Origin of the sequence: Enterobacter sp. CCUG 70166 (assembly GCF_020224095.1) — a bacterium.
Classification (GTDB): domain Bacteria; phylum Pseudomonadota; class Gammaproteobacteria; order Enterobacterales; family Enterobacteriaceae; genus Enterobacter; species Enterobacter intestinihominis.
On sequence record NZ_NRIQ01000011.1, the window covers coordinates 26,721 to 47,953 of the forward strand.

General features: G+C 54.1%; 21 protein-coding genes and 1 pseudogene. 15 read left to right on the forward strand and 7 right to left on the reverse strand.

Going from position 1 to position 21,233, the window contains the following annotated elements; translation table 11 throughout:
• Window positions 1-127 precede the first annotated feature (127 nt).
• Complete coding sequence (locus CKK19_RS05210; RefSeq protein ID WP_022648310.1) at window positions 128-529, reverse strand: RidA family protein; 402 nt, start codon at window positions 527-529, stop codon at window positions 128-130.
• Window positions 530-661: 132 nt separating this feature from the next.
• On the opposite strand from CKK19_RS05210, the pseudogene CKK19_RS05215 reads away from it, so the two are divergent.
• Window positions 662-1,252, forward strand: a pseudogene (locus tag CKK19_RS05215) (TetR/AcrR family transcriptional regulator).
• Here CKK19_RS05215 and sapF read toward each other — a convergent pair.
• The 6 genes from sapF to pspF form a co-directional block, all read right to left on the reverse strand.
• On the reverse strand, window positions 1,249-2,055 hold the full coding sequence (gene sapF / locus CKK19_RS05220) for a putrescine export ABC transporter ATP-binding protein SapF (protein ID WP_003856838.1): 807 nt from the start codon (window positions 2,053-2,055) through the stop codon (window positions 1,249-1,251). The pseudogene CKK19_RS05215 and the gene sapF overlap by 4 nt on opposite strands.
• 1 nt (window position 2,056) lies before the next feature.
• Window positions 2,057-3,049: a putrescine export ABC transporter ATP-binding protein SapD gene (gene sapD, locus CKK19_RS05225; RefSeq protein ID WP_063853430.1), complete on the reverse strand. Its 993-nt coding sequence runs from the start codon at window positions 3,047-3,049 to the stop codon at window positions 2,057-2,059.
• Window positions 3,049-3,939 (reverse strand): putrescine export ABC transporter permease SapC, encoded by an 891-nt coding sequence (sapC, locus tag CKK19_RS05230; RefSeq protein WP_003856843.1) that lies wholly within the window; start codon window positions 3,937-3,939, stop codon window positions 3,049-3,051. Before sapC ends, sapD begins: the two co-directional genes overlap by 1 nt.
• Complete coding sequence (sapB, locus tag CKK19_RS05235) at window positions 3,926-4,891, reverse strand: putrescine export ABC transporter permease SapB (RefSeq protein WP_063853431.1); 966 nt, start codon at window positions 4,889-4,891, stop codon at window positions 3,926-3,928. The genes sapC and sapB overlap by 14 nt, the downstream gene beginning before the upstream one ends.
• Complete coding sequence (gene sapA, locus CKK19_RS05240) at window positions 4,888-6,528, reverse strand: ABC transporter substrate-binding protein SapA (protein ID WP_022648307.1); 1,641 nt, start codon at window positions 6,526-6,528, stop codon at window positions 4,888-4,890. The genes sapB and sapA overlap by 4 nt, the downstream gene beginning before the upstream one ends.
• A gap of 88 nt (window positions 6,529-6,616) precedes the next feature.
• Window positions 6,617-7,609: a phage shock protein operon transcriptional activator gene (gene pspF / locus CKK19_RS05245; RefSeq protein WP_162882544.1), complete on the reverse strand. Its 993-nt coding sequence runs from the start codon at window positions 7,607-7,609 to the stop codon at window positions 6,617-6,619.
• A 151-nt stretch (window positions 7,610-7,760) separates the two neighbouring features.
• On the opposite strand from pspF, the gene pspA reads away from it, so the two are divergent.
• From pspA to CKK19_RS05315, 14 genes are all read left to right on the forward strand, one after another.
• Window positions 7,761-8,429, forward strand: a complete 669-nt coding sequence (gene pspA, locus CKK19_RS05250) for a phage shock protein PspA (protein WP_022648305.1) — start codon at window positions 7,761-7,763, stop codon at window positions 8,427-8,429.
• Window positions 8,430-8,478: 49 nt separating this feature from the next.
• Window positions 8,479-8,703 carry an envelope stress response membrane protein PspB gene (gene pspB / locus CKK19_RS05255; RefSeq protein WP_022648304.1) on the forward strand — a complete coding sequence of 75 codons (225 nt, stop codon included), beginning with the start codon at window positions 8,479-8,481 and terminating at the stop codon, window positions 8,701-8,703.
• Window positions 8,703-9,062 (forward strand): envelope stress response membrane protein PspC, encoded by a 360-nt coding sequence (pspC, locus tag CKK19_RS05260; RefSeq protein ID WP_006810819.1) that lies wholly within the window; start codon window positions 8,703-8,705, stop codon window positions 9,060-9,062. The genes pspB and pspC overlap by 1 nt, the downstream gene beginning before the upstream one ends.
• Before the next feature lie 12 nt (window positions 9,063-9,074).
• Window positions 9,075-9,299 (forward strand): phage shock protein PspD, encoded by a 225-nt coding sequence (gene pspD / locus CKK19_RS05265; RefSeq protein ID WP_006810818.1) that lies wholly within the window; start codon window positions 9,075-9,077, stop codon window positions 9,297-9,299.
• Window positions 9,300-9,483: 184 nt separating this feature from the next.
• Window positions 9,484-11,181 carry a sugar phosphorylase gene (locus CKK19_RS05270; protein WP_225455046.1) on the forward strand — a complete coding sequence of 566 codons (1,698 nt, stop codon included), beginning with the start codon at window positions 9,484-9,486 and terminating at the stop codon, window positions 11,179-11,181.
• Between the two features lie 13 nt (window positions 11,182-11,194).
• A complete protein-coding gene (locus CKK19_RS05275; RefSeq protein ID WP_022648301.1) occupies window positions 11,195-12,487 on the forward strand; it encodes an ABC transporter substrate-binding protein in 1,293 nt (430 codons plus the stop codon).
• Window positions 12,488-12,508: 21 nt separating this feature from the next.
• A complete protein-coding gene (locus tag CKK19_RS05280; RefSeq protein WP_063853433.1) occupies window positions 12,509-13,390 on the forward strand; it encodes a carbohydrate ABC transporter permease in 882 nt (293 codons plus the stop codon).
• Window positions 13,377-14,219: a carbohydrate ABC transporter permease gene (locus tag CKK19_RS05285; RefSeq protein WP_003856865.1), complete on the forward strand. Its 843-nt coding sequence runs from the start codon at window positions 13,377-13,379 to the stop codon at window positions 14,217-14,219. The genes CKK19_RS05280 and CKK19_RS05285 overlap by 14 nt, the downstream gene beginning before the upstream one ends.
• A 28-nt stretch (window positions 14,220-14,247) precedes the next feature.
• Window positions 14,248-15,300 carry a zinc-dependent alcohol dehydrogenase gene (locus CKK19_RS05290; RefSeq protein ID WP_063853434.1) on the forward strand — a complete coding sequence of 351 codons (1,053 nt, stop codon included), beginning with the start codon at window positions 14,248-14,250 and terminating at the stop codon, window positions 15,298-15,300.
• A 17-nt stretch (window positions 15,301-15,317) separates the two neighbouring features.
• Window positions 15,318-16,106, forward strand: coding sequence for a sugar phosphate isomerase/epimerase family protein (locus CKK19_RS05295; RefSeq protein ID WP_023300245.1), 789 nt, complete (start codon window positions 15,318-15,320; stop codon window positions 16,104-16,106).
• An 11-nt stretch (window positions 16,107-16,117) separates the two neighbouring features.
• Window positions 16,118-17,176, forward strand: a complete 1,059-nt coding sequence (locus tag CKK19_RS05300) for a Gfo/Idh/MocA family protein (protein WP_154819153.1) — start codon at window positions 16,118-16,120, stop codon at window positions 17,174-17,176.
• Window positions 17,170-19,449: a glycoside hydrolase family 65 protein gene (locus CKK19_RS05305; protein WP_063853435.1), complete on the forward strand. Its 2,280-nt coding sequence runs from the start codon at window positions 17,170-17,172 to the stop codon at window positions 19,447-19,449. The genes CKK19_RS05300 and CKK19_RS05305 overlap by 7 nt, the downstream gene beginning before the upstream one ends.
• Window positions 19,439-20,104: a beta-phosphoglucomutase gene (pgmB, locus tag CKK19_RS05310; protein ID WP_022648295.1), complete on the forward strand. Its 666-nt coding sequence runs from the start codon at window positions 19,439-19,441 to the stop codon at window positions 20,102-20,104. The genes CKK19_RS05305 and pgmB overlap by 11 nt, the downstream gene beginning before the upstream one ends.
• 13 nt (window positions 20,105-20,117) lie before the next feature.
• Window positions 20,118-21,200 carry an ABC transporter ATP-binding protein gene (locus CKK19_RS05315; protein ID WP_063853436.1) on the forward strand — a complete coding sequence of 361 codons (1,083 nt, stop codon included), beginning with the start codon at window positions 20,118-20,120 and terminating at the stop codon, window positions 21,198-21,200.
• Window positions 21,201-21,233 lie beyond the last annotated feature (33 nt).

The window sequence follows — 21,233 nt, forward strand, 5'->3', positions numbered from 1 at the left end:
CGAAAGACGTTGAACTGACTCTTTATCAGGCTATTTCGTGTGTATTCCAGCAGTATATCACCAGGTGCTGGGTTCGCCTCATCCAACCAGAGGTTGGCCAGAAGCTTCACGCTAAGACGGCCGGATATTAATTCGCTGGCGAGGGGATTCGGGCAATAACCTTAATTTCAAAATCAAATCCGGCCAGCCAGTTAACGCCGATAGCCGTCCAGTTTGGGTAAGGTGGCTGTGGAAACACCAGTTTCTTCACCTCCATGATGACGGGGAACTGGTTTTCTGGATCGGTATGAAACGTCGTGACATCAATCAGATCGTCAAAAGTGCATCCTGCGGCGGCCAAAGTCGCCTGTAAATTATCGAATGCCAACTGCACCTGAGCGGCGAAATCAGGCTCAGGCGTGCCATCGCTGCGGCTGCCGACCTGACCGGAAACAAATAACAGATCGCCAGAGCGAATGGCAGCCGAATAGCCATGTTCCTCATAAAGGGCATGTCGATTGACAGGGAAGACAGGATTACGTGGATGCATGGCATTTCCTTTTCTGTCAGAGGCGTTGTTGTGGTTACTTAAGAGAAGTAACATACGCAATGTATGTGAAAAAATGTAATTCACATACGCCGCGTATGTCAAATTAAAAATATCGCTTTTATAGGAAGTTCTATGGCTACAAAACGTCGTGCTGAAACGGCTCAGGAAAATCGCGAAAAATTGATTCATGCGGCGCGAAAGGCGTTTGCTGAGAAAGGCTTTGCTGCAGCGTCGATGGATGAACTGACGGCAAGCGTGGGGTTAACGCGCGGTGCGCTGTATCATAATTTCAGAGATAAGAAAGGGTTACTGGCGGCGGTGGTCGCGTAGATAGACAGCGAAATGGCGGGCAACGCGAAAGCCGTTGCCGCGGCCACAGACGATGATTGGGAAAGACTGCTGGCGGAGGGTATCGCCTACATCAACATGGCGCTCGTTCCGGAAGTTCAGCGTATCGTGCTTCTTGACGGTCCGGCCGTTCTGGGCGATCCGGCGCAATGGCCCAGCCAGAACAGCTGTCTTGAGTCGACCCGCCAGACCATCGAAAAATTAATCGAACGCAACGTGCTTAAAAAAATGGATGCGAAAGTCGCAGCCCATCTGTTGAACGGCGTTGCGCTGAATGCTGCCTTGATGATTGCCGCGAGTGACGAGCCGCAGAAGACGCTGCCGCATGCCATCGAGGTGTTTACTCTGCTGGCAAGCGGGTTACGCAACGGCTAACGATCTTTCCGCCACGCATCGGCCGTCAATGCTTCACCAAAGTGTCCGGCAATCAGGCGTTTTGTCAGGTCGTGGAGCGGGGAGGCCAGCACGTCAGCGGTACTGCCGCGCTCAACGACTTCACCCTGGTGCATCACCAGCACCTGATCGCTGATGTGCTTCATCATGCCCAGGTGCTGAGTCACGTAGATATACGATATCCCCTGCTTTTCCTGTAGCTCCAGCATCAGGTTGATGAGTTGCGAACGCATCGACATGTCCAGCGACGCCAGCGCTTCGTCGGCGATAATGACCTTCGGGCGCAGGATCAGCGCGCGGGCCAGTCCGAGACGCTGTTTTTGGCCAGGGGCCAGCATGTGGGGGTAATAGCTGACATGGTCGGGCAGGAGACCTACCAGACGCAGGGTTTCGACAATCCGTTTGCGACGCGCTTCCGGCTCCAGGTCGGTATTCAACCGCAGCGGGAAATCCAGGATCTGCGAAATACGCTGGCGCGGGTTGAGGGACGTTGACGGATCCTGAAAAATCATCCGAATGCGCTGGCTGCGGAAAGAGTAGTCACCAAATTCCAGAGGATGATCGTCAATCAGTATTTCACCGCCGCTTGGCTCAACCATACCCGCGAGCATTTTTGCCAGGGTCGATTTGCCCGAGCCGTTTTCACCGATAATCGCCAGCGTCTGCTTTTCGCGCAGCGTAAAACTCAGCGGTTTAACCGCCTCGACGGTCTGACGGTGAAACAGGCCGGTGCGATAGCGAAAGGTCTTACTCAGGTTACGCACTTCCAGTAAGGTTTCGACCATTTCACTCTCTCTCCATGTTCAGCGGGAAATGACAGGCAAACAGATGATTTTTCGGCCCTGTCAGGCGCGGTGTTTCAATGCATTTACGCTGAGCATACGGGCAACGCGGACCCAGACGGCAGCCAATGGGCAGCGATTCCAGCAGCGGAATCGCGCCAGGCAGAGTATTCAGACGGCTCTTGTGTGGCATTGCGCTGCCGAAATCAGGGATCGCCCTGATCAGCGCCTGCGTGTAGGGATGATGCGGCGTCGTCACCAGGTCTTCACTTGGCGCGGTTTCTACCGTTTGTCCGCAATACATCACGTCAATTTTATCCGCCCACTTGCTCAACATTTGCAGGTCATGGTTGATCAGCAAAATGGTGGTGTTGTTATTCTGGTTCAGACGCGTGAGCAGGCGGAAAATCTGCGCCTGAGTCGTTGGCTCCATCGCGTTCGTCGGTTCGTCCGCAATCAGCAGACGCGGCTGATTGGCCAGGGCGATAGCAATCATCACTTTCTGGCATTCACCGTCGGTCAGTTCGTAGGGGAAACTGCGCATCGCGTCTTTATGGTCTTTGATCCCCACACGGTGCAATAGCTCAATGGCACGGCGTTTACGCCAGCCGAAACGCTGCCACCAGCGGCCTTTATAGGTCCAGCCGGGGATATTCTGCATCAGCTGTTTCCCAACGCGCTCGGACGGATCGAGACAGGATTGCGGCTCCTGAAAAATCATCGAGACGTTATGGCCCACCAGTTTACGGCGTTCGCGCGGGGAGAGACGCAACAGATCGATGTCGTCGAAACGCATACGGTCGGCGGTCACCCGCCAGTTGTCCTTCGCCACGCCGCAAATGGCTTTGGCGATTAGACTCTTACCGGAACCCGATTCGCCCACCAGCCCGCGTATTTCGCCCTCTGCGAGCGTAATACTGATGCGATCCACCGCTTTAACCCAGCCTTCGCCCGTTTTAATTTCGATCGTGAGGTTGCGGATATCAAGTAACGGCATTATTGCACCCCCGCATTGATTGCGCGGCGGATCCCGTCGCCAAGCAGGTTAACGAGCAGAACGCTCACCATGATGGCCGCGCCTGGCAGCATGACCGTCCACGGCGCGACGTAAATCAGCTCCAGAGCATCGCCGAGCATTGCGCCCCATTCCGGGGAGGGGAGCTGCGCGCCCAGGTCCAGGAAGCCCAGCGCTGCGATATCAAGAATCGCCATCGACAGGGCGCGGGTGATCTCCGTCACCAGCCCGGCGGCAATGTTAGGCAGCACGGCAAACCACAAAATATTAAACGTGGTGGCACCGTCCAGACGGGCGGCGACGACATACTCTTTCTCCAGTTCGTCGTGAACCAGGCTGTAAACCGATCGCACCATGCGGGGCAGAATGGCCAGCCAGACGGCGAACATCGCATGTGTGAGGTGCGGCCCCGCGAAGGCCACGACGATAATCGCCAGCAACAGCGAAGGAATCGAGAGCAAGGTATCAAGAATATGATTAAGCACGGCAGACCGCAGCCCGTGGGTTGAGCCGGCAAAAATGCCCAGCGCAAGGCCGCATATCGCGGCGGCCAGGGTGACCACGAACGCGCCGCCTACCGTAGGTGCGGCGCCGCTCAGTAAACGACTTAGCACGTCGCGTCCGAGATCATCAGTCCCCAGGAAGAACGAAACCTCCCCGTAACGCGACCACGATGGCGGTAAAAGCTGATAACCAAGGAACTGCTGATCGATGCCATACGGGGCAAACCACGAACCCAAAACACACAGCAACACGAGGCCAATGCAGCCGTAAAAGCCGATCATCGCCGTGGTGTCGCCGTAGAAATTACGCCACACGGTGCGTAGCGCACCAGGCGTGCGCTTTTCGCTGTAGACGTTATCGTAAGGCATACCATTCCTTATGCTTCAACGGGTTGGCCATGGCACCCAAAATATCGGAAACAACGTTAACAATAATAACCAGCGAGCCAATCACCATCACTCCGGCGGAGATCGCAGCGTAATCCTGCTGGCGAATGGCGTTGATCATCCAGCGTCCAAGGCCCGGCCAGCTGAAAACCATCTCGGTGATCATCGCCAGCGTCAGCATGGTTGAGAATTGCAGCCCAAGCCGTGGGATTACCGGCGGCAACGCATTGTGCAGCACATGGCGATGTAGAATCGTCAGGCGAGACAGTCCGCGTGTGGCGGCGGCTTTCACATAGTTTTGATCGAAGACTTCGATAGTGCTGATGCGCATCAGGCGGATCACTTCGGTCGTCGGTGCGACGGCCAGCGTGAGCACTGGCAGCACCATATGGCGCAGGGCGCTCACGATCATTTCGTCGCGCCAGACTGAATCGGAAAGCCAGGCGTCAACGATGGCGAAGCCGCTCACCGTTTGCACGTTATACAACAGGTCGAAACGGCCAGACAACGGAAGCCAGCCTAACGTCAGTGAGAAGAAGAGGGTAAGCAGCAGCGCCAGCCAGAAAACAGGGATGGAAAAGCCAATTAAGGCAAGCGCGCTGATGAATTTATCCTGCCATTTATTGCGATAAATTCCCGCCAGCATCCCCACCGGGATCCCCACCATGAGGGCAAAGCCAAAGGCGAGTATACACAGCTCCATGGTGGCCGGGAAAACCATCTTCAGCTGCTCAGAGATGAGCTGTCCGTTGATGCTGGACACGCCAAAATCCCAGTGCAACAGGCCGTTAAACCAGAACAGCCAGGCGTCCCAGAGGGATGAGCCCTGAAGCGGGGCGTGCGGCGTAAAGTAGCTAAGGCTAAAGCCGACAAAGGTCAGGAAGAACAGGGTGACCAGCAGTAATAGCAGCCGCCGCAAGGTAAATATAATCATGGTTTTTTCACCTCTTGTTCTTTCTCACGAGTCACGCCCGCGAAGGAGGCGTTACCAAACGGGCTCAGTACCAGCCCTTTTATATCGTAACGGTAGGCCTGAAGGCGCAGGGAAGAGGCAAGCGGCAACACGGGAAGCTCTCTGGCCAGAATATTTTGCGCTTCATCGTAGGCCTCAATGCGTGAAGCAAGCTGTTGAGATGAGAGGGCTTTTTGCAGCACAGCATCAAATTCCCGGTTACACCAGTGCGCGTAGTTGGTCTGGGAGTTGATCGCCGCACAGCTCAGCAGCGGACGGAAGAAGCTGTCCGGGTCGTTACTGTCGGTAGACCAGCCAGCCAGCGTTAAGTCGTGATTCATGTCCATCAGACGCGCCTCCTGGAAACGGCCTTCGACAGGAACGATGATCACCTTCACGCCCACCTGGGCCATATCTGCCTGCAACAGTTCGGCGGTTTTCAGCGGGCTAGGGTTCCACGCCTGAGAGCTGGTGGGTACCCACAGCTGAAGCGTCAGGTTTTCTGCCCCCAGTGCTTTAAGCTGTTCGCGCGCTTTCGCCGGATTATATTCCGTGATCTTCGCCTCGCCGTCATAGGCCCAGGAGGCGCGGGGCAGAATAGAGGCGGCGGTTTCCGCGGTGCCGTAATAAATCGACTGCATCAGACGCTGATTGTTGATCGCTAACGCCAGCGCATGGCGCACGGCCGGATTATTCAGCGGTGGCTTATCGGTGTTAAACGCCAGATAGGCGATGTTCATTCCCGGGCGCAGGGTCAGGCGCAGGCGGGGGTCGTCGCGCAAAATAGTCAACTGGCTGGCCGCAGGCCACGCAAGAACGTCGCACTCACCGGTCAGCAGTTTGGAGAGGCGACCTGTTCCACCTGAACCCAGATCGACAATAACCTGCGGCATCAGCGGTTTGCCGCGCCAGAAATGATCGTGTCGTTGCAGGCGAATGTATTGTCCGGCGCGGTACTCAGCTAACTGGAAGGGTCCTGTGCCCACAGGCTCACGATCGAGACGTTCCTGACGATCCTTTTTCGTCAGCTGATCCGCGTATTCGGCTGACATGACGGACGCGTAGTGCGTCGCCAGGTGCCAGAGGAAGGAGGCGTCCGGGCGCGTCAGGCGAAACTCAACCGTGCGGTTATCCAGCTTACGAACGCTTTTGACCGTGTCCGCGAATTGCAGACTGTCGAAGTAGGGGAAGTTTCCGCCGTTGACGTTATGCCACGGATGGTTGCGGTTAAAGATGCGCTGGAAGGTGAAAACCACGTCATCCGCGTTGAGCTTGCGGGTTGGGGTAAACCACGGGGTGTGCTGAAAAGCCACATCATCGCGTAGACGGAAGCGGTACGTGGCGCCGTTATCAAGCACTTCCCAACTTTCAGCAAGCTCCGGAACCAGCCGATAGGTATAAGGATCGACGTCGAGCAGGCGATCGTAAATCTGTGCGGCCAGCGTATCAACAATCACGCCGCTCCCCGCCTTTTGCGGGTTAAAGGTATCAACTTGCCCGCTGACGCAATAGACGAAACCACTATCACGAATATCAGGAGGCGCAGTACGATCGGGCGCAGCAAAGGCCAGATTGCTGAACAGACCGAGTGCAAACAGGGATGATAAAACCAGGCGCATAGTTTTTAAGGTTTTTAGATTCGATCTGCAAAGTGTATCGCACTTACGCCTGCTTCGTAAAAATGTCTGGGGGTAAGTGCTGATAATGTCAGCGCATTTGATGTTTTTTGAGCAATGCCCTTAACTGATGGTAGGTCAGACCCAGCAGTTCAGCTGCCCGTTTCTGGTTATATTTCGCCTCTTTCAGGCTCCGTTCCAGCAGTTGCTGCTCCTGCTGATGCTGGAACTGGCGTAAATCGAGCGGCAACGCCGGATCATGCTGGCGCGCCGCCGGAGCAAGGGGCTGTTTAACCTCGCGCCGAAACGGATCGAGAATAATGTTGTCCAGTTCGGTCTCGCTGCTGCCATGACGGTAAACAGACCGTTCCACCACGTTTTTCAGTTCACGGATATTCCCCGGCCAGTGGTAACCGAGCAGGGTCTCGGTGGCCTGTTCGCTGAAGCCCGGAAAGAGCGGCAGGCCCAGTTCCCGGCACATCTGAATGGCAAATTGATCGGCCAGCAGCATGATATCGCTGCGTCGCTCACGCAGCGGCGGCAACTGGACGACATCGAAAGCCAGCCGGTCCAGCAGGTCGGCGCGGAATTTATCTTCTGCAACCATCGCGGGCAGATCGGCGTTAGTGGCGCACACCAGGCGAACGTTAACCTGAAGCGGCTGACTTCCGCCAACGCGTTCCAGTTCGCCATACTCAATGACGCGCAGCAGCTTTTCCTGTACCAGCATTGGCGCGGTCGCCAGCTCGTCGAGAAAGAGCGTTCCGCCATCGGCACGTTCAAAACGACCGGGGTGCCGTTTTTGTGCGCCAGTAAACGCGCCGGCTTCATGACCGAAAAGCTCCGTGTCGAGCAGATTTTCATTCAGCGCCGCGCAGTTAAGCGAAATAAAAGGCCCGTCCCAGCGGCCAGACAGAAAGTGCAGACGGTTAGCGATAAGTTCCTTACCCGTTCCGCGCTCACCGATAATGAGCACCGGTTTATTCAGCGGCGCCAGGCGCGATACCTGCTCAAGCACTTCCAGGAAGCTGTTTGCCTCGCCAAGCAAATTGTCTTTATATTCAGCCATAATGAAATTAACCACTCCTTAGTGATATTCACCAGGTGAGAATAGCCGCTGGATGGATAAATATCAATCACACCCAGTAAAATCAATAAGATAAAAAGTTGGCATGGGATTTGTATTAACTACTCAGCAGGGCATCGCCCGATAACAGAACTATGAGGATTGAATTATGGGTATTTTTTCTCGTTTTGCCGACATCGTGAACGCCAACATCAACTCGCTGCTGGAGAAAGCAGAAGATCCGCAGAAGCTGGTGCGCCTGATGATTCAGGAGATGGAAGACACGCTGGTTGAAGTACGCTCCACCTCCGCCCGCGCGCTGGCAGAGAAGAAGCAGTTAACGCGTCGTATCGAGCAGGCGACTGCCCAGCTTAACGAGTGGCAGGAAAAAGCTGAACTGGCGCTGCGCAAAGATAAAGAAGATCTGGCCCGCGCTGCGCTGATTGAGAAGCAGAAGCTGACCGATATGGTTGCCACGCTGGAACATGAAGTGACGCTGGTGGATGATACTCTGACGCGTATGAAGAAAGAGATTGGTGAGCTTGAAAACAAACTCAGCGAAACCCGTGCACGTCAACAGGCGCTGGCGCTGCGCCACCAGGCTGCAAGTTCGTCCCGCGACGTGCGTCGCCAGCTGGACAGCGGCAAACTGGATGAAGCGATGGCGCGTTTCGAATCGTTCGAACGTCGTATCGACCACATGGAAGCGGAAGCCGAAAGCCACAGCATCGGTAAGCAGAAAACCCTGGATCAGCAGTTTGCTGACCTGAAAGCCGATGATGAAATTAGCGAGCAGCTGGCGGCGCTGAAAGCCAAAATGAAGCAAGACCACCAATAATAAATCCTGCGGCACCTGAGCGTGCCGCATCGCAAGACAAGGAGTACACATGAGCGCGCTTTTTCTGGCAATACCCCTGACAATTTTCGTGCTGTTTGTTCTGCCCATCTGGTTATGGCTGCACTACAGCAACCGCTCTTCTCGCGGGGAGCTGTCGCAAAGCGAGCAACAGCGGCTGGCGCAGCTCTCTTCTGAGGCAAACAAAATGCGCGAACGTATTCAGGCGCTGGAAGCCATCCTGGATGCGGAACACCCGAACTGGAGGGAGCGTTAATGGCTGGACTAAATCTGAATAAAAAACTGTGGCGCATCCCGCAGCAGGGCATGGTTCGGGGCGTTTGCGCCGGGCTGGCACACTATCTGGATGTCCCGGTAAAACTGGTACGTGTGGTCACCGTATTGTCGATTTTCTTTGGCCTGGCCTTTATTACACTGGTGGCTTACATCATTCTGTCGTTTGTACTTGATCCGATGCCGGAAGGTGAGCTGGATGCGGAAAACACGCCAACCAGCAGCGATCTTCTTAACGCGGTGGATGAACAGCTGAGCGCAGGGGAGAAGCGATTGCGCGAGATGGAACGTTATGTCACCTCCGATACCTTTACGCTGAGAAGTCGTTTCCGTCAGCTTTAAGAGAGAACTTACATGAAACAAAACTGGCAACAGGCCGGTCAGAAGGTAAAACCCGGCCTGAAAATCGCAGGTAAACTGGTTCTGATGACGGCGTTACGTTATGGTCCGGCTGGTGTGGCGGGCTGGGCGATCAAGTCTGTTGCCCGTAAGCCGGTCAGAATGTTGCTGGCGGTCGCCCTGGAGCCGCTGTTACAAAAACTGGCAAAACGCGTTTCACGTCGCTACTTTTCACGCTAATCCCGCTCATATAAGCCCTTTCTCGCGCTGAGAGAGGGCATGAATTCCCCCTCTGCTTTTTCTCTTTCTTTGCGGCAGCTCACATTACTGCGTTGCGCTGCTTTGAGAATGCCTTTTTCAGCCCCCAGGTCCGTTGACAGATATTTTTCATGGGAGTAGATTGCCACTCCGTGGGACCGCTACCATGGAAAATAATGTGAACGCAAAAATTAAATACCTTATCAATCATATTTACGGTGAATCATTTTCAGATGCACACCTTGACGTGTTATTAACTAAGCTTCAACAGGCGGCGGTTAATATTACGGAGAAGCGTAAGTCAGGCTGGGATGAAAAAGATGTTGTTCTGATTACCTATGCCGATCAGATCTCCGCGAAAGGGGAGAAAGCATTGCCGGTATTTACCCGGTTCTATAATGAGTGGCTTTCTCGTACTTTTTCTCATGTCCATCTTTTACCTTTCTATCCGTGGTCATCAGATGATGGTTTTTCCGTTATTGATTATCATACCGTTGCACCTGAAACGGGAAACTGGCGCGATGTCGCGGAATTAAAACAGTCAGCCAGCTTAATGTTTGATTTCGTTTGCAATCATATGTCAGCGAAAAGCGAATGGTTTGCGAATTATCTGGAGCAGAAGCCTGGTTATGAAGATTTCTTTATTTCTGTCGACCCGGAAACCGATTTATCCGCGGTGACGCGCCCACGCGCTTTACCGCTGTTGACGCCGTTTACGCTTAATGATGGCAGCGTTCGTCATTTATGGACTACATTCAGCGATGACCAGATCGATCTCAATTTCGCCTCGCCGCAGGTGCTGATTGCAATGGTTGACGTTCTGCTCCATTACCTCATGGAAGGGGCGCGTTATATCCGTCTGGATGCGGTCGGGTTTATGTGGAAAATCCCGGGAACAACCTGCATCCATCTGGAACAAACCCATTGCCTTATTCAGCTGTTCCGCGCCATTACGGACGCCGTGGCACCTGGAACGGTGATCATTACTGAGACAAATGTTCCGCACAAAGACAACATCTCTTACTTCGGTGATGGTGAAAACGAAGCCCAGATGGTCTATCAGTTTTCCTTACCTCCGCTGGTGCTGCATGCCGTTCATCGTCAGGATGTGAAAGCACTTTGCCAATGGGCGGGGTCGCTGGCACTGCCTTCTTCACACACTACATGGTTTAATTTCCTGGCCTCGCATGATGGTATCGGTTTGAATCCGCTACGCGGCATTCTTCCGGAATCAGAGATCCTCTCGTTGGTCGAAAATCTTCAGCAGGAAGGCGCGCTGGTCAACTGGAAAAATAATCCTGACGGAACGCGAAGCCCTTATGAAATTAATGTCACCTATCTTGATGCGTTAAGTTTACAAGACAGTTCAGATGAGGAACGTATTGCAAGGTTCCTCCTCGCGCATGCTTTGTTGTTAAGTTTCCCAGGCGTCCCGGCTGTTTATATTCAGAGCATTCTTGGTTCGCGGAACGATTATGAAGGCGTCGAACGCCTCGGATATAACCGCGCGATTAACCGGAAAAAATACACGGCGGGGCAGCTTGATAGCGAACTGAATAATAAGAAGAGTATTCGTTATCAAATTTATTCTCGTTTGAGTGAGTTTATCGCTATTCGTCGCGGCGAGAGGGCGTTCCATCCGGATAGTCAGGCTGCTTTCGACGCAGTGGGTAAACAAATTCTTAAAATTATTCGTGTTGCTGAAAATGGCGAGCGAATTACAGCATTATTTAATTTTAGCAATAAAATGCAGACCGTTTATGAACAAACGCTTTCTGGTAAGGAATTATTATCAGGACAGGATATTAGCGGTACGGAGCTGATCCTCAATCCATGGCAGGTAATGTGGATTAAAGAAAACTAAAAAGGACCCTAAAATGAAAATGCCAAAAATTGTGCTGTTATCAGCACTGGTTTCGTGCGCCCTGTTATCAGGCTGTAAGGACGATAAAGCATCTCAGGTCACCATTGAGTTTATGCACTCGTCGGTAGAACAGGAGCGTCAGGCCGTTATCACGAAATTGATTGAAAAATTCGAAAAAGAGAACCCGACTATAACGGTGAAACAGGTACCCGTTGAGGAAGATGCCTATAACACCAAGGTTATTACTCTGGCCCGTACCGGTGCGCTACCGGAGGTGATAGAGATCAGTCATGACTACGCCAAAGTCATGGATAAAGAGCAGTTGCTGGATCGTGACGCCATCGGCCGCGCCGTCAAGGCGGTGGGCGAGGAGACATTTTACGACGGTATTTTACGCGTTGTTCGCACGGAAGATGGCAGCGCATGGACGGGGGTGCCGGTTAGCGCCTGGCTGTCCGGCGTCTGGTATCACAAAGATGCGCTCGCGGCAGCGGGGATCGAGGAACCGCACAACTGGGAACAACTGCTGAAAGCCAGTCAGGCGCTCAACGATCCGGCGAAAAAACATTACGGCATCGCGCTTCCAACCGCAGAAAGCGTCATGACGGAGCAGGCCTTCTCGCAATTTGCTTTGTCAGGAGGGGCCAACGTCTTTGATGCAAACGGCAGCGTGAAAATCGATACCCCTGAGATGTCGAAAGCGCTGGAGTTTTATAGGGCACTGGCCGCGAACACCATGCCGGGCTCGAATGATGTCATGGAGATCAAAGACGCCTTCATGAACGGTTCTGCGCCTATGGCCGTTTACTCTACCTATATCCTGCCCGCGGTCTTCAAAGATGGCAATCCGGCCAACCTGGGGTTCGTGGTCCCGACGGAAAAATCATCTGCCGTGTACGGCATGATCACTTCGTTGACGATCACTACCGGCCAGACCGAAGAGGAAACGCAGGCCGCCGAGAAATTTGTCACCTGGATGGAGCAGGCTCAGAACGCCTCTGATTGGGTCATGATGTCTCCGGGCGCCGCGCTACCGGTCAATAAACTCGTGGTGGGCACTGATTCCTGGAAAAACAACGACGTTATCAAGGCCTTTGGTCAACTGCCTTACGAGCTGATTGCGCAGTTCCCGAACGTCCAGGTGTTTGGTGCCGTGGGCGACAAGAACTTTACCCGCATGGGAGATGTTACCGGGTCCGGCATTATCAGTTCCATGGTGCATAACGTGACGGTGGGACAAAAAGATCTCAGTGCGACGTTAAGCAACAGCCAGAAGAAACTAACTGACCTGATATCACAACGATAGGAGCGCTTTGCGAAGGGAATTATGAAGACGTTGTTTTCTGGTCGTTCAGATATGCCTTTCGCCATGCTGCTGTTGGCCCCCAGCCTGATTTTGCTGGGGGGCCTGGTGGCCTGGCCAATGATTTCTAACATTGAAATCAGTTTTTTACGTTTACCGCTGAATCCGCGTATTGATGCGGTGTTCGTCGGTCTGGATAACTACATGCGCATCCTGGGCGATGCTGCGTTCTGGCACTCCCTGTGGATGACGTTCTGGTATACGGCGCTGGTGGTGATCGGCAGCACCGGACTGGGGCTGGCCGTAGCGATTTTCTTTAACCGTGAATTCCGCATGCGGAAAACGGCACGTTCACTGGTGATACTGTCCTATGTGACGCCGTATATTTCACTGGTATTTGCCTGGAAATACATGTTCAACAACGGCTACGGAATTGTGAACTATCTTGGCGTTGATCTGCTGCATCTCTACGATCAGGCGCCGCTGTGGTTCGATAACCCTGGCAGCAGTTTTGTCCTGGTCGTGCTGTTCGCCATCTGGCGTTACTTCCCGTATGCCTTTATCTCGTTCCTCGCGATTCTACAGACCATTGATAAATCCTTGTACGAAGCGGCAGAGATGGACGGGGCGAATGCCTGGCAGCGTTTTCGTATCGTGACGTTGCCAGCCATCATGCCGGTGCTGGCCACGGTGGTCACGCTGCGAACCATCTGGATGTTCTACATGTTTGCGGATGTTTATCTGCTCACCACCAAGGTCGACATTCTGGGCGTATATCTCTACAAAACCGCCTTTGCGTTCAATGACCTGGGTAAAGCAGCCGCCATTTCCGTTGTGCTGTTTGTGATCATCTTCGCTGTCATTCTGCTGACCAGAAAAAGGGTAAACCTCAATGGCAACAAATAAACGCGTTCTGGGCCGTATCGGTTTTTATCTGGGACTGGCGGTATTCCTGATTATCACGCTGTTTCCGTTTTTTGTGATGCTGATGACATCGTTCAAAAGCGCGAAAGAGGCTATCTCACTGCATCCGACTATCCTGCCGCAGGAGTGGACGTTACAGCACTACATCGACATCTTTAACCCGCTGATTTTCCCGTTTGTGGATTACTTCCGTAACAGCATGGTGGTGTCACTGACCTCCTCGGTCATTGCGGTGTTTCTCGGTACGCTGGGCGCTTATGCATTATCCAAACTGCGCTTTAAAGGGCGCACGACGATCAATGCGAGCTTCTACACCGTCTATATGTTCTCCGGGATCCTGCTGGTAGTGCCGCTGTTCAAAATCATCACCGCGCTCGGCATTTATGACACCGAGCTGGCGCTGATCATCACCATGGTGACGCAGACGTTGCCGACTGCGGTCTTTATGCTGCGCAGCTATTTCGACACTATCCCGGACGAAATCGAAGAAGCCGCGATGATGGACGGCCTGAACCGCCTGCAAATCATCTTCCGCATCACCGTGCCGCTGGCGATCTCGGGTCTGGTGTCAGTCTTCGTTTACTGCTTCATGGTGGCGTGGAATGACTACCTGTTCGCCTCCATTTTCCTGTCCAGCGCCAGCAACTTCACGTTGCCGGTGGGGCTGAACACGCTCTTCAGTACGCCAGATTACATCTGGGGTCGCATGATGGCGGCATCGCTGGTGACCGCACTGCCCGTTGTCATTATGTATGCCCTGTCTGAACGTTTTATTAAAAGTGGTTTGACCGCCGGCGGCGTAAAGGGCTGAGGCGGCCGATTTTAACAAGGAGTGAGTCATGAAAAAATTAGTTGCGACAGTGCCTCGTGTAGCGGCGCTGGTGGAATACGAAGATCGTCCTGTTGCAGCACATGAAGTGAAGATTCGTGCCCGTTATGGCGCCCCGAAACACGGCACCGAAGTTGTGGATTTCCGCGCGGCAAGCCCGTTCATCGATGAAGAGTTCAACGCGGAGTGGCAGATGTTTACCCCGCGTGAAGAAGGTGCAGCGCGCGGTATCGAATTTGGTAAATTCCAGCTGGGGAACATGATCGTCGGCGACATCATCGAATGTGGTGCGGACGTAACGGAATACCAGATCGGCGACAGCGTTTGCTGCTACGGTCCATTGCAGGAAACGGTCATCGTCAACGCGGTGAACAACTATAAGCTGCGCAAAATGCCGCAGGGCGCATCCTGGAAAAACGCCGTTTGTTACGATCCGGCTCAGTTCGCCATGAGCGGCGTGCGTGATGCTAACGTCCGCGTAGGGGATTTCGTTGTAGTTGTCGGGCTGGGCGCTATTGGCCAGATTGCGATTCAGCTGGCGAAAAAAGCTGGCGCGTCAGTGGTTATTGGTGTCGATCCTATTGAACATCGCTGTGAGATTGCCCGCCGTCACGGTGCAGACCACTGCCTGAACCCAATCGGTACCGATGTCGGTCTTGAAATTAAGAAACTGACCGGCAAGCAGGGCGCGGATGTGATCATCGAAACCAGCGGCTTTGCAGATGCGCTGCAATCTGCGCTGCGCGGACTCGCCTACGGCGGCACGATCTCTTACGTGGCTTTCGCCAAACCTTTTGCGGCAGGCTTCAACCTGGGCCGCGAAGCACACTTCAACAACGCGAAGATTGTCTTCTCCCGCGCATGCAGTGAACCCAACCCGGATTACCCACGCTGGAGTCGCAAGCGTATTGAAGAGACCTGCTGGGAATTGCTGATGAACGGTTATCTCAATTGTGAAGATCTGATCGACCCGGTCGTCACCTTCACCACCAGCCCGGAAAGCTACATGAAGTATGTCGATCAGCACCCGGAACTCAGTATCAAAATGGGCGTTACTTTTTAAGCTAAGGACAGCAAATCATGAAAATCGCAACACAAAACCAGGCCTTTTTCCCGACCACTATCATGGAAAAATTCAAATACATCAAAGCGATGGGATTTGATGGCTACGAAATAGATGGCCGGCTGCTGGTTGAACATCTCGACGAAGTGAAAGCCGCTATCAAAGCCACCGGTCTGCCGGTTACGACGGCGTGTGGCGGATACGATGGCTGGATCGGGGATTTCATCGAAGAACGCCGCCTGAACGGTCTCCAGCAGATTGAACGCATTCTGGAAGCGCTGGCAGAAGTGGGCGGCAAAGGGATTATCGTCCCGGCTGCCTGGGGGATGTTTACCTTCCGTCTGCCGCCAATGACTTCGCCACGTAGCCTGGATGGCGATCGCAAAGCGGTCAGCGCTTCCCTGCGCTGGCTGGATGAGGTAGCAGCGCGCACCGGTACTACCGTCTACCTGGAGCCGCTGAACCGCTATCAGGATCATATGATCAACACCCTGGCCGACGCGCGTCGTTATATCGAAGAGAACGGCCTGAAGCACGTGCAGATCATCGGTGATTTCTACCACATGAACATTGAAGAAGACTCACTGACGGAAGCGCTGCATCACAACCGCGACCTGCTGGGTCATGTGCACATTGCTGATAACCACCGCTATCAGCCGGGCAGCGGCAGCCTCGATTTCGCCAGCCTGTTCGGTCAGCTGCGTGCTGATAACTATCAGGGTTATGTGGTGTACGAGTGCCGGGTTCGTGCCGACGATCCGGCTCAAGCCTATCAGGACTCACTCAATTACCTGCGTGAATGCTAAGGATGACGAGCGTGATGAGTGCTTCTACACCTTTGCCTCTGCGCGTCGCCATCATTGGCGCCGGGCAGGTTGCAGACAAAGTGCATGCCTCGTATTACGCCACGCGCAGTGATGTTCAAATGGTGGCTGTCATGGACAGCCGCCTTGAGCAGGCACAGGCGTTCGCGGAACGTTATGCCATTCCATCGGCATGGCAGGACGCTCACGAGATGTTGCAGAAAGTAAAACCGGATGTGGTGAGCGTCTGTTCGCCTAACCGGTTCCATTTTGAACATGTGATGACGGCTCTCGAAGCGGGTTGCCATGTGATGTGTGAAAAGCCGCCGGCAATGACGCCGGAACAGGCCGACCAGATGCGCATCGCGGCGCACAAGGCAGGAAAAGTCCTTGCGTATGATTTTCATCATCGCTTTGCCCTGGACACCCAGCTCCTGCGCGATGCGGTAATGAACGGCACACTCGGTGAAATTTACTTCACTTCCGCGCAGGCGCTGCGTCGCTGCGGTGTGCCGGGGTGGGGCGTTTTCACCAATAAATCGCTCCAGGGCGGCGGGCCGCTTATCGATATCGGCATTCATATGCTGGATGCTGCGATGTACGTGCTGGGTTTCCCGGCTGTGAAGCGGGTAACCGCGCACAGCTTCCAGAGACTGGGGAACCGGAAACACAACGGTCAGTTTGGCGAATGGGATCCTACGCAGTTTACCGTGGAAGATGCCCTGTTTGGCACGATTGAATTCTGCAACGGCGGCGTTCTGCGTCTGGACACCTCCTTTGCGCTTAACATCCGCGAGCAGTCCATCATGAACGTCTCTTTCTGCGGTGATAAGGCAGGCGCAACGCTGTTCCCGGCGCATATCTATAACGACGAAGCCGGTGTTTTAGAAACCCTTATCCATCGTGAAGAGGCGGACGATCAGCGCCATCTGCGCTGTATGGATGCCTTCGTGCGTCATGTGCTGGGAGAGCACGTTATGATCGCTGACGCAGAACAGGGTCTGGTTATACAACAGCTTGTTGCCGCGCTTTATGAATCAGCAGAAACAGGGGAAAGCGTGACATTATGCTGAACGTGTCTGTATTAAACGATCCGGGCTTTTGTCCTCACAGCCTGAACAAATATGCCTCTGTCATGACATGCGGGAATGGCTACATGGGCATTCGCGCTACGCATGAAGAAGATTACACCCAGCAGATCAGAGGCATGTATCTCGCGGGGCTTTATCATTGCGCGGGTCGCAACGAGACTACTGAGCTGGTCAATCTGCCGGATATCACCGGTATTGATGTTGAGCTTGATGGCGTCAATTTCACGCTTCTGTCAGGCGAAATTCTTGAATGGCAGCGCGAGCTGGCCTTTGCTAACGGCGAACTGCATCGCAACGTTGTCTGGCGTGCACCCGACGGGAAACGTTATCGGCTGGAGAGCCGTCGTTTTGTTTCGCTGGACCAGTTGCCCTTAGTGGCAATGCAGCTCTCGATCACACCGCTTGATGGCGACGCTCAGGCCGTGCTGAAAACCGGCATAGATGCGACACAAACGAACAGCGGCAGACAGCATCTGGATGAAATCTCGGTCAGGATCTTTGACCAGCACTACATGCAGGGCGTGTATGAAACGCAGGACCGTGCATCTGAGGTTGTGGTTTCGGCGTTTTGCCAGCTCTCGACGAAGAGCGACAGCTGTTTCACCGCCAAAAACCGCCGTCTCAGCGTGCATCATTCGCTGACGATTGCTCGAGGTGACACTGTCACGCTTGAGAAGATCGTCTGGGTGGCTCATCGTAGCGAGAAAGCGCTGTCGCAGGAGTCATTCGCGCGCAACGCGCTGGCCGATCTTAAAGTCTGTGCGGCAAGAGGCTATGAGGCGTTGCTTGAAAGCTCAGCGTATGCCTGGAAAGATGTCTGGCGCGACGCACGTGTGGAAGTGACTTCCACAGAGCAACAGGATCAGCTGGCGCTGGATTACGCCGTCTGGCATCTGACGACAATGACGCCTGCTCATGATGAGCGAAGCAGTATTGCGGCGAAAGGGCTGACGGGTGAGGGGTACAAGGGGCACGTCTTCTGGGATACCGAAATTTTCCTGCTGCCGTTCCATCTGTTTACCCGCCCGCAGATTGCCCGCAGCCTGCTACGCTATCGTTGGCTTAATCTGGCAGGCGCACGGGAAAAAGCGCGCCGTAACGGTTGGCCGGGTGCATTGTTCCCGTGGGAAAGTGCGGCCAGCGGACAGGAAGAGACGCCAGAATTCGCGGCAATCAACATCCGCACCGGGGTTCGCCAGAAGGTGGCTTCCGCACTCGCTGAACATCACATCGTGGCTGATATCGCCTGGGCCGTGGTCGCTTACTGGCAGGCAACACACGACGATGCCTTTATGCGGAATGAGGGGCTGACGCTACTGATGGAAACCGCTTCGTTCTGGATGGGACGCGCGACGGAAATCAATGGTCGTCTTGAGATCCATGACGTGATCGGACCGGATGAATACACCGAGCATGTCAACAACAACGCCTACACCAACTATCTGGCCTGGCACAACGTTGCCTGCGCGCGTCAGTTTATGGCGATGTTTGGCCGTGAAGATGCGCGTTTTATGGAGAATGCCGGGAAGTTCCTGGCGCGCCTGTGGCTGCCAGAGGCCGACGCAGACGGTGTGATCCCGCAGGATGATACCTTCATGGCAAAACCTGCCATCGATCTGAGCCGCTATAAAGCCAAAGCGGGTAAGCAAACCATTTTGCTTGATTACTCTCGCGCGGAAGTGAACGAGATGCAGATCCTGAAGCAGGCCGATGTGGTGATGCTTAACTACCTGCTGCCGGAACGGTTTACGCCGCAGCAATGTGCCGCCAATCTGGCGTTCTACGAGCCACGCACGATTCATGATTCATCCCTGAGTAAAGCCATTCACGGCATTGTGCTCGCACGCTGCGGTGACACCGAGGGGGCGTATGCCTTCTGGCGTGACGGTATCGCCATCGATCTGGGGGACGACCCACACAGCAGTGATGACGGTATTCATGCCGCCGCCACCGGTGCGATCTGGTTGGGCGCTATTCAGGGGTTTGCTGGCCTGCACATTAGCGAAGGGAAGCTGCATCTTTCACCGAAACTGCCTGTTCACTGGCAGAAACTCGCCTTCCCGCTGCGGTGGCGGGACGCAACAATGTACATTACCTGTGAAGATGACCAGTTAACCATTGAGACTACCGCACCTGTCACGTTGACGCTGTGGGGTAAAACGCTGCACGTATCAGGGCGAAAAGTCTGCGCGCATAAGGACTTTCTTGCACCTGTTAATGGGACCGCTACCACGGAGGGGCGCCATGACGCTTAACGCTGTTGTATTCGATCTGGACGGGGTGATCACCGATACCGCGCATCTTCACTTTCTGGCCTGGCGCGCCGTGGCGGAGGAGATTGGTATTACCTTCGATGAAGTATTTAACGAACAGCTGAAGGGAATAAGCCGTATGGACTCCCTCCAGCGCATTCTGAAACATGGCGGGAAAGAGGGGATGTTTAGTGACGAGCAGCGCCTGGCGCTGGCAACGAAAAAAAACGCGCTTTACGTCCAGTCGCTGGCATCACTGACGCAGGATTCGCTGCTCCCGGGTATTCGCGACGTGCTGGCGGATATTCGCGCCGCGAAGGTCAAAATTGGGCTGGCATCCGTATCGCTTAATGCCCCTGGGATTTTGCACGCGTTGGGTATTCATCAGGCTTTCGATTTTTGCGCCGATGCTTCGCGCATTTGCCGCTCAAAGCCGGACCCGGAGATCTTCCTTGCAGCCTGTAAAGGACTGAACGTGCGTCCAGAAGAGGCCATTGGTATCGAAGATGCCGCCGCAGGGGTAGATGCGATCAACGCCGCAGGAATGCTGTCGGTCGGGATTGGGCCTGGCCTGAACCATGCGGGATTACAACTTCATTCAACGCAGGAACTGACCTGGGAACGCCTGACGGCGTTCTGGGCATCCCGGGCGTATTGATAAGGAATTAATAATGGCTCAACTGTCTCTGAAACACATTCAGAAAATCTATGATAACCAGGTCCACGTGGTTAAGGATTTCAATCTCGAGATTGAAGATAAAGAATTTATCGTCTTCGTCGGTCCATCGGGCTGTGGGAAATCCACGACGTTGCGAATGATTGCCGGCCTTGAGGAGATCAGCGCAGGTGAACTGATTATTGACGGGGTTTGTATGAATGAAGTTCCCGCCAAGTCCCGTGATATCGCAATGGTCTTCCAGAACTATGCGCTCTATCCGCATATGACGGTCTACGACAACATGGCGTTTGGCCTGAAGATGCAAAAAATAGCACCTTCCATCATCGAAGAACGTGTTAGCTGGGCGGCCCAGATCCTGGGTTTACGCGACTATCTCCAGCGTAAACCTGGCGCATTGTCAGGTGGTCAGCGTCAGCGCGTGGCGTTAGGCAGGGCGATAGTGCGTGAAGCAGGGGTCTTCCTGATGGATGAACCGCTGTCAAACCTCGATGCCAAGCTTCGTGTACAGATGCGCGCTGAAATCAGCAAGCTGCACCAGAAGCTCAACACCACCATGATTTACGTGACGCACGATCAGACGGAAGCCATGACGATGGCGACGCGTATTGTGATTTTAAAAGACGGCATCATTCAGCAGGTGGGCGCGCCGAAGCAGGTTTACAACGAGCCGGCGAATATGTTCGTTGCAGGCTTTATTGGTTCACCTGCGATGAACTTCATTCGTGGCGCGATCGACGACCGATACTTCGTGACGGAAACGCTGCGTCTGGAGATCCCGGAGGAGAAGCTGGCCGTACTGAATGCGCAAGGTTACCAGCGCAAAGCGGTCGTCTTTGGGATCCGTCCGGAAGATATTCTCACCGCACAGCGAAGCGGCGAAAACATCGCGGCGAAGATCAGCGTCGCTGAGCTGACTGGGGCAGAATTTATGCTTTATGCCAACGTGGGCGGGCATGAACTGGTTGTCCGTGCGGGAGCGGCGGATGATTATGTTGCAGGAGATAATATCGGCATCCAGTTCGATATGAGTAAGTGCCATTTCTTCGATGCTGATACTGAAGCAGCTATTAGATAAGAAAGGTATTCGCCGGAAATGAAAGTTTCCGGT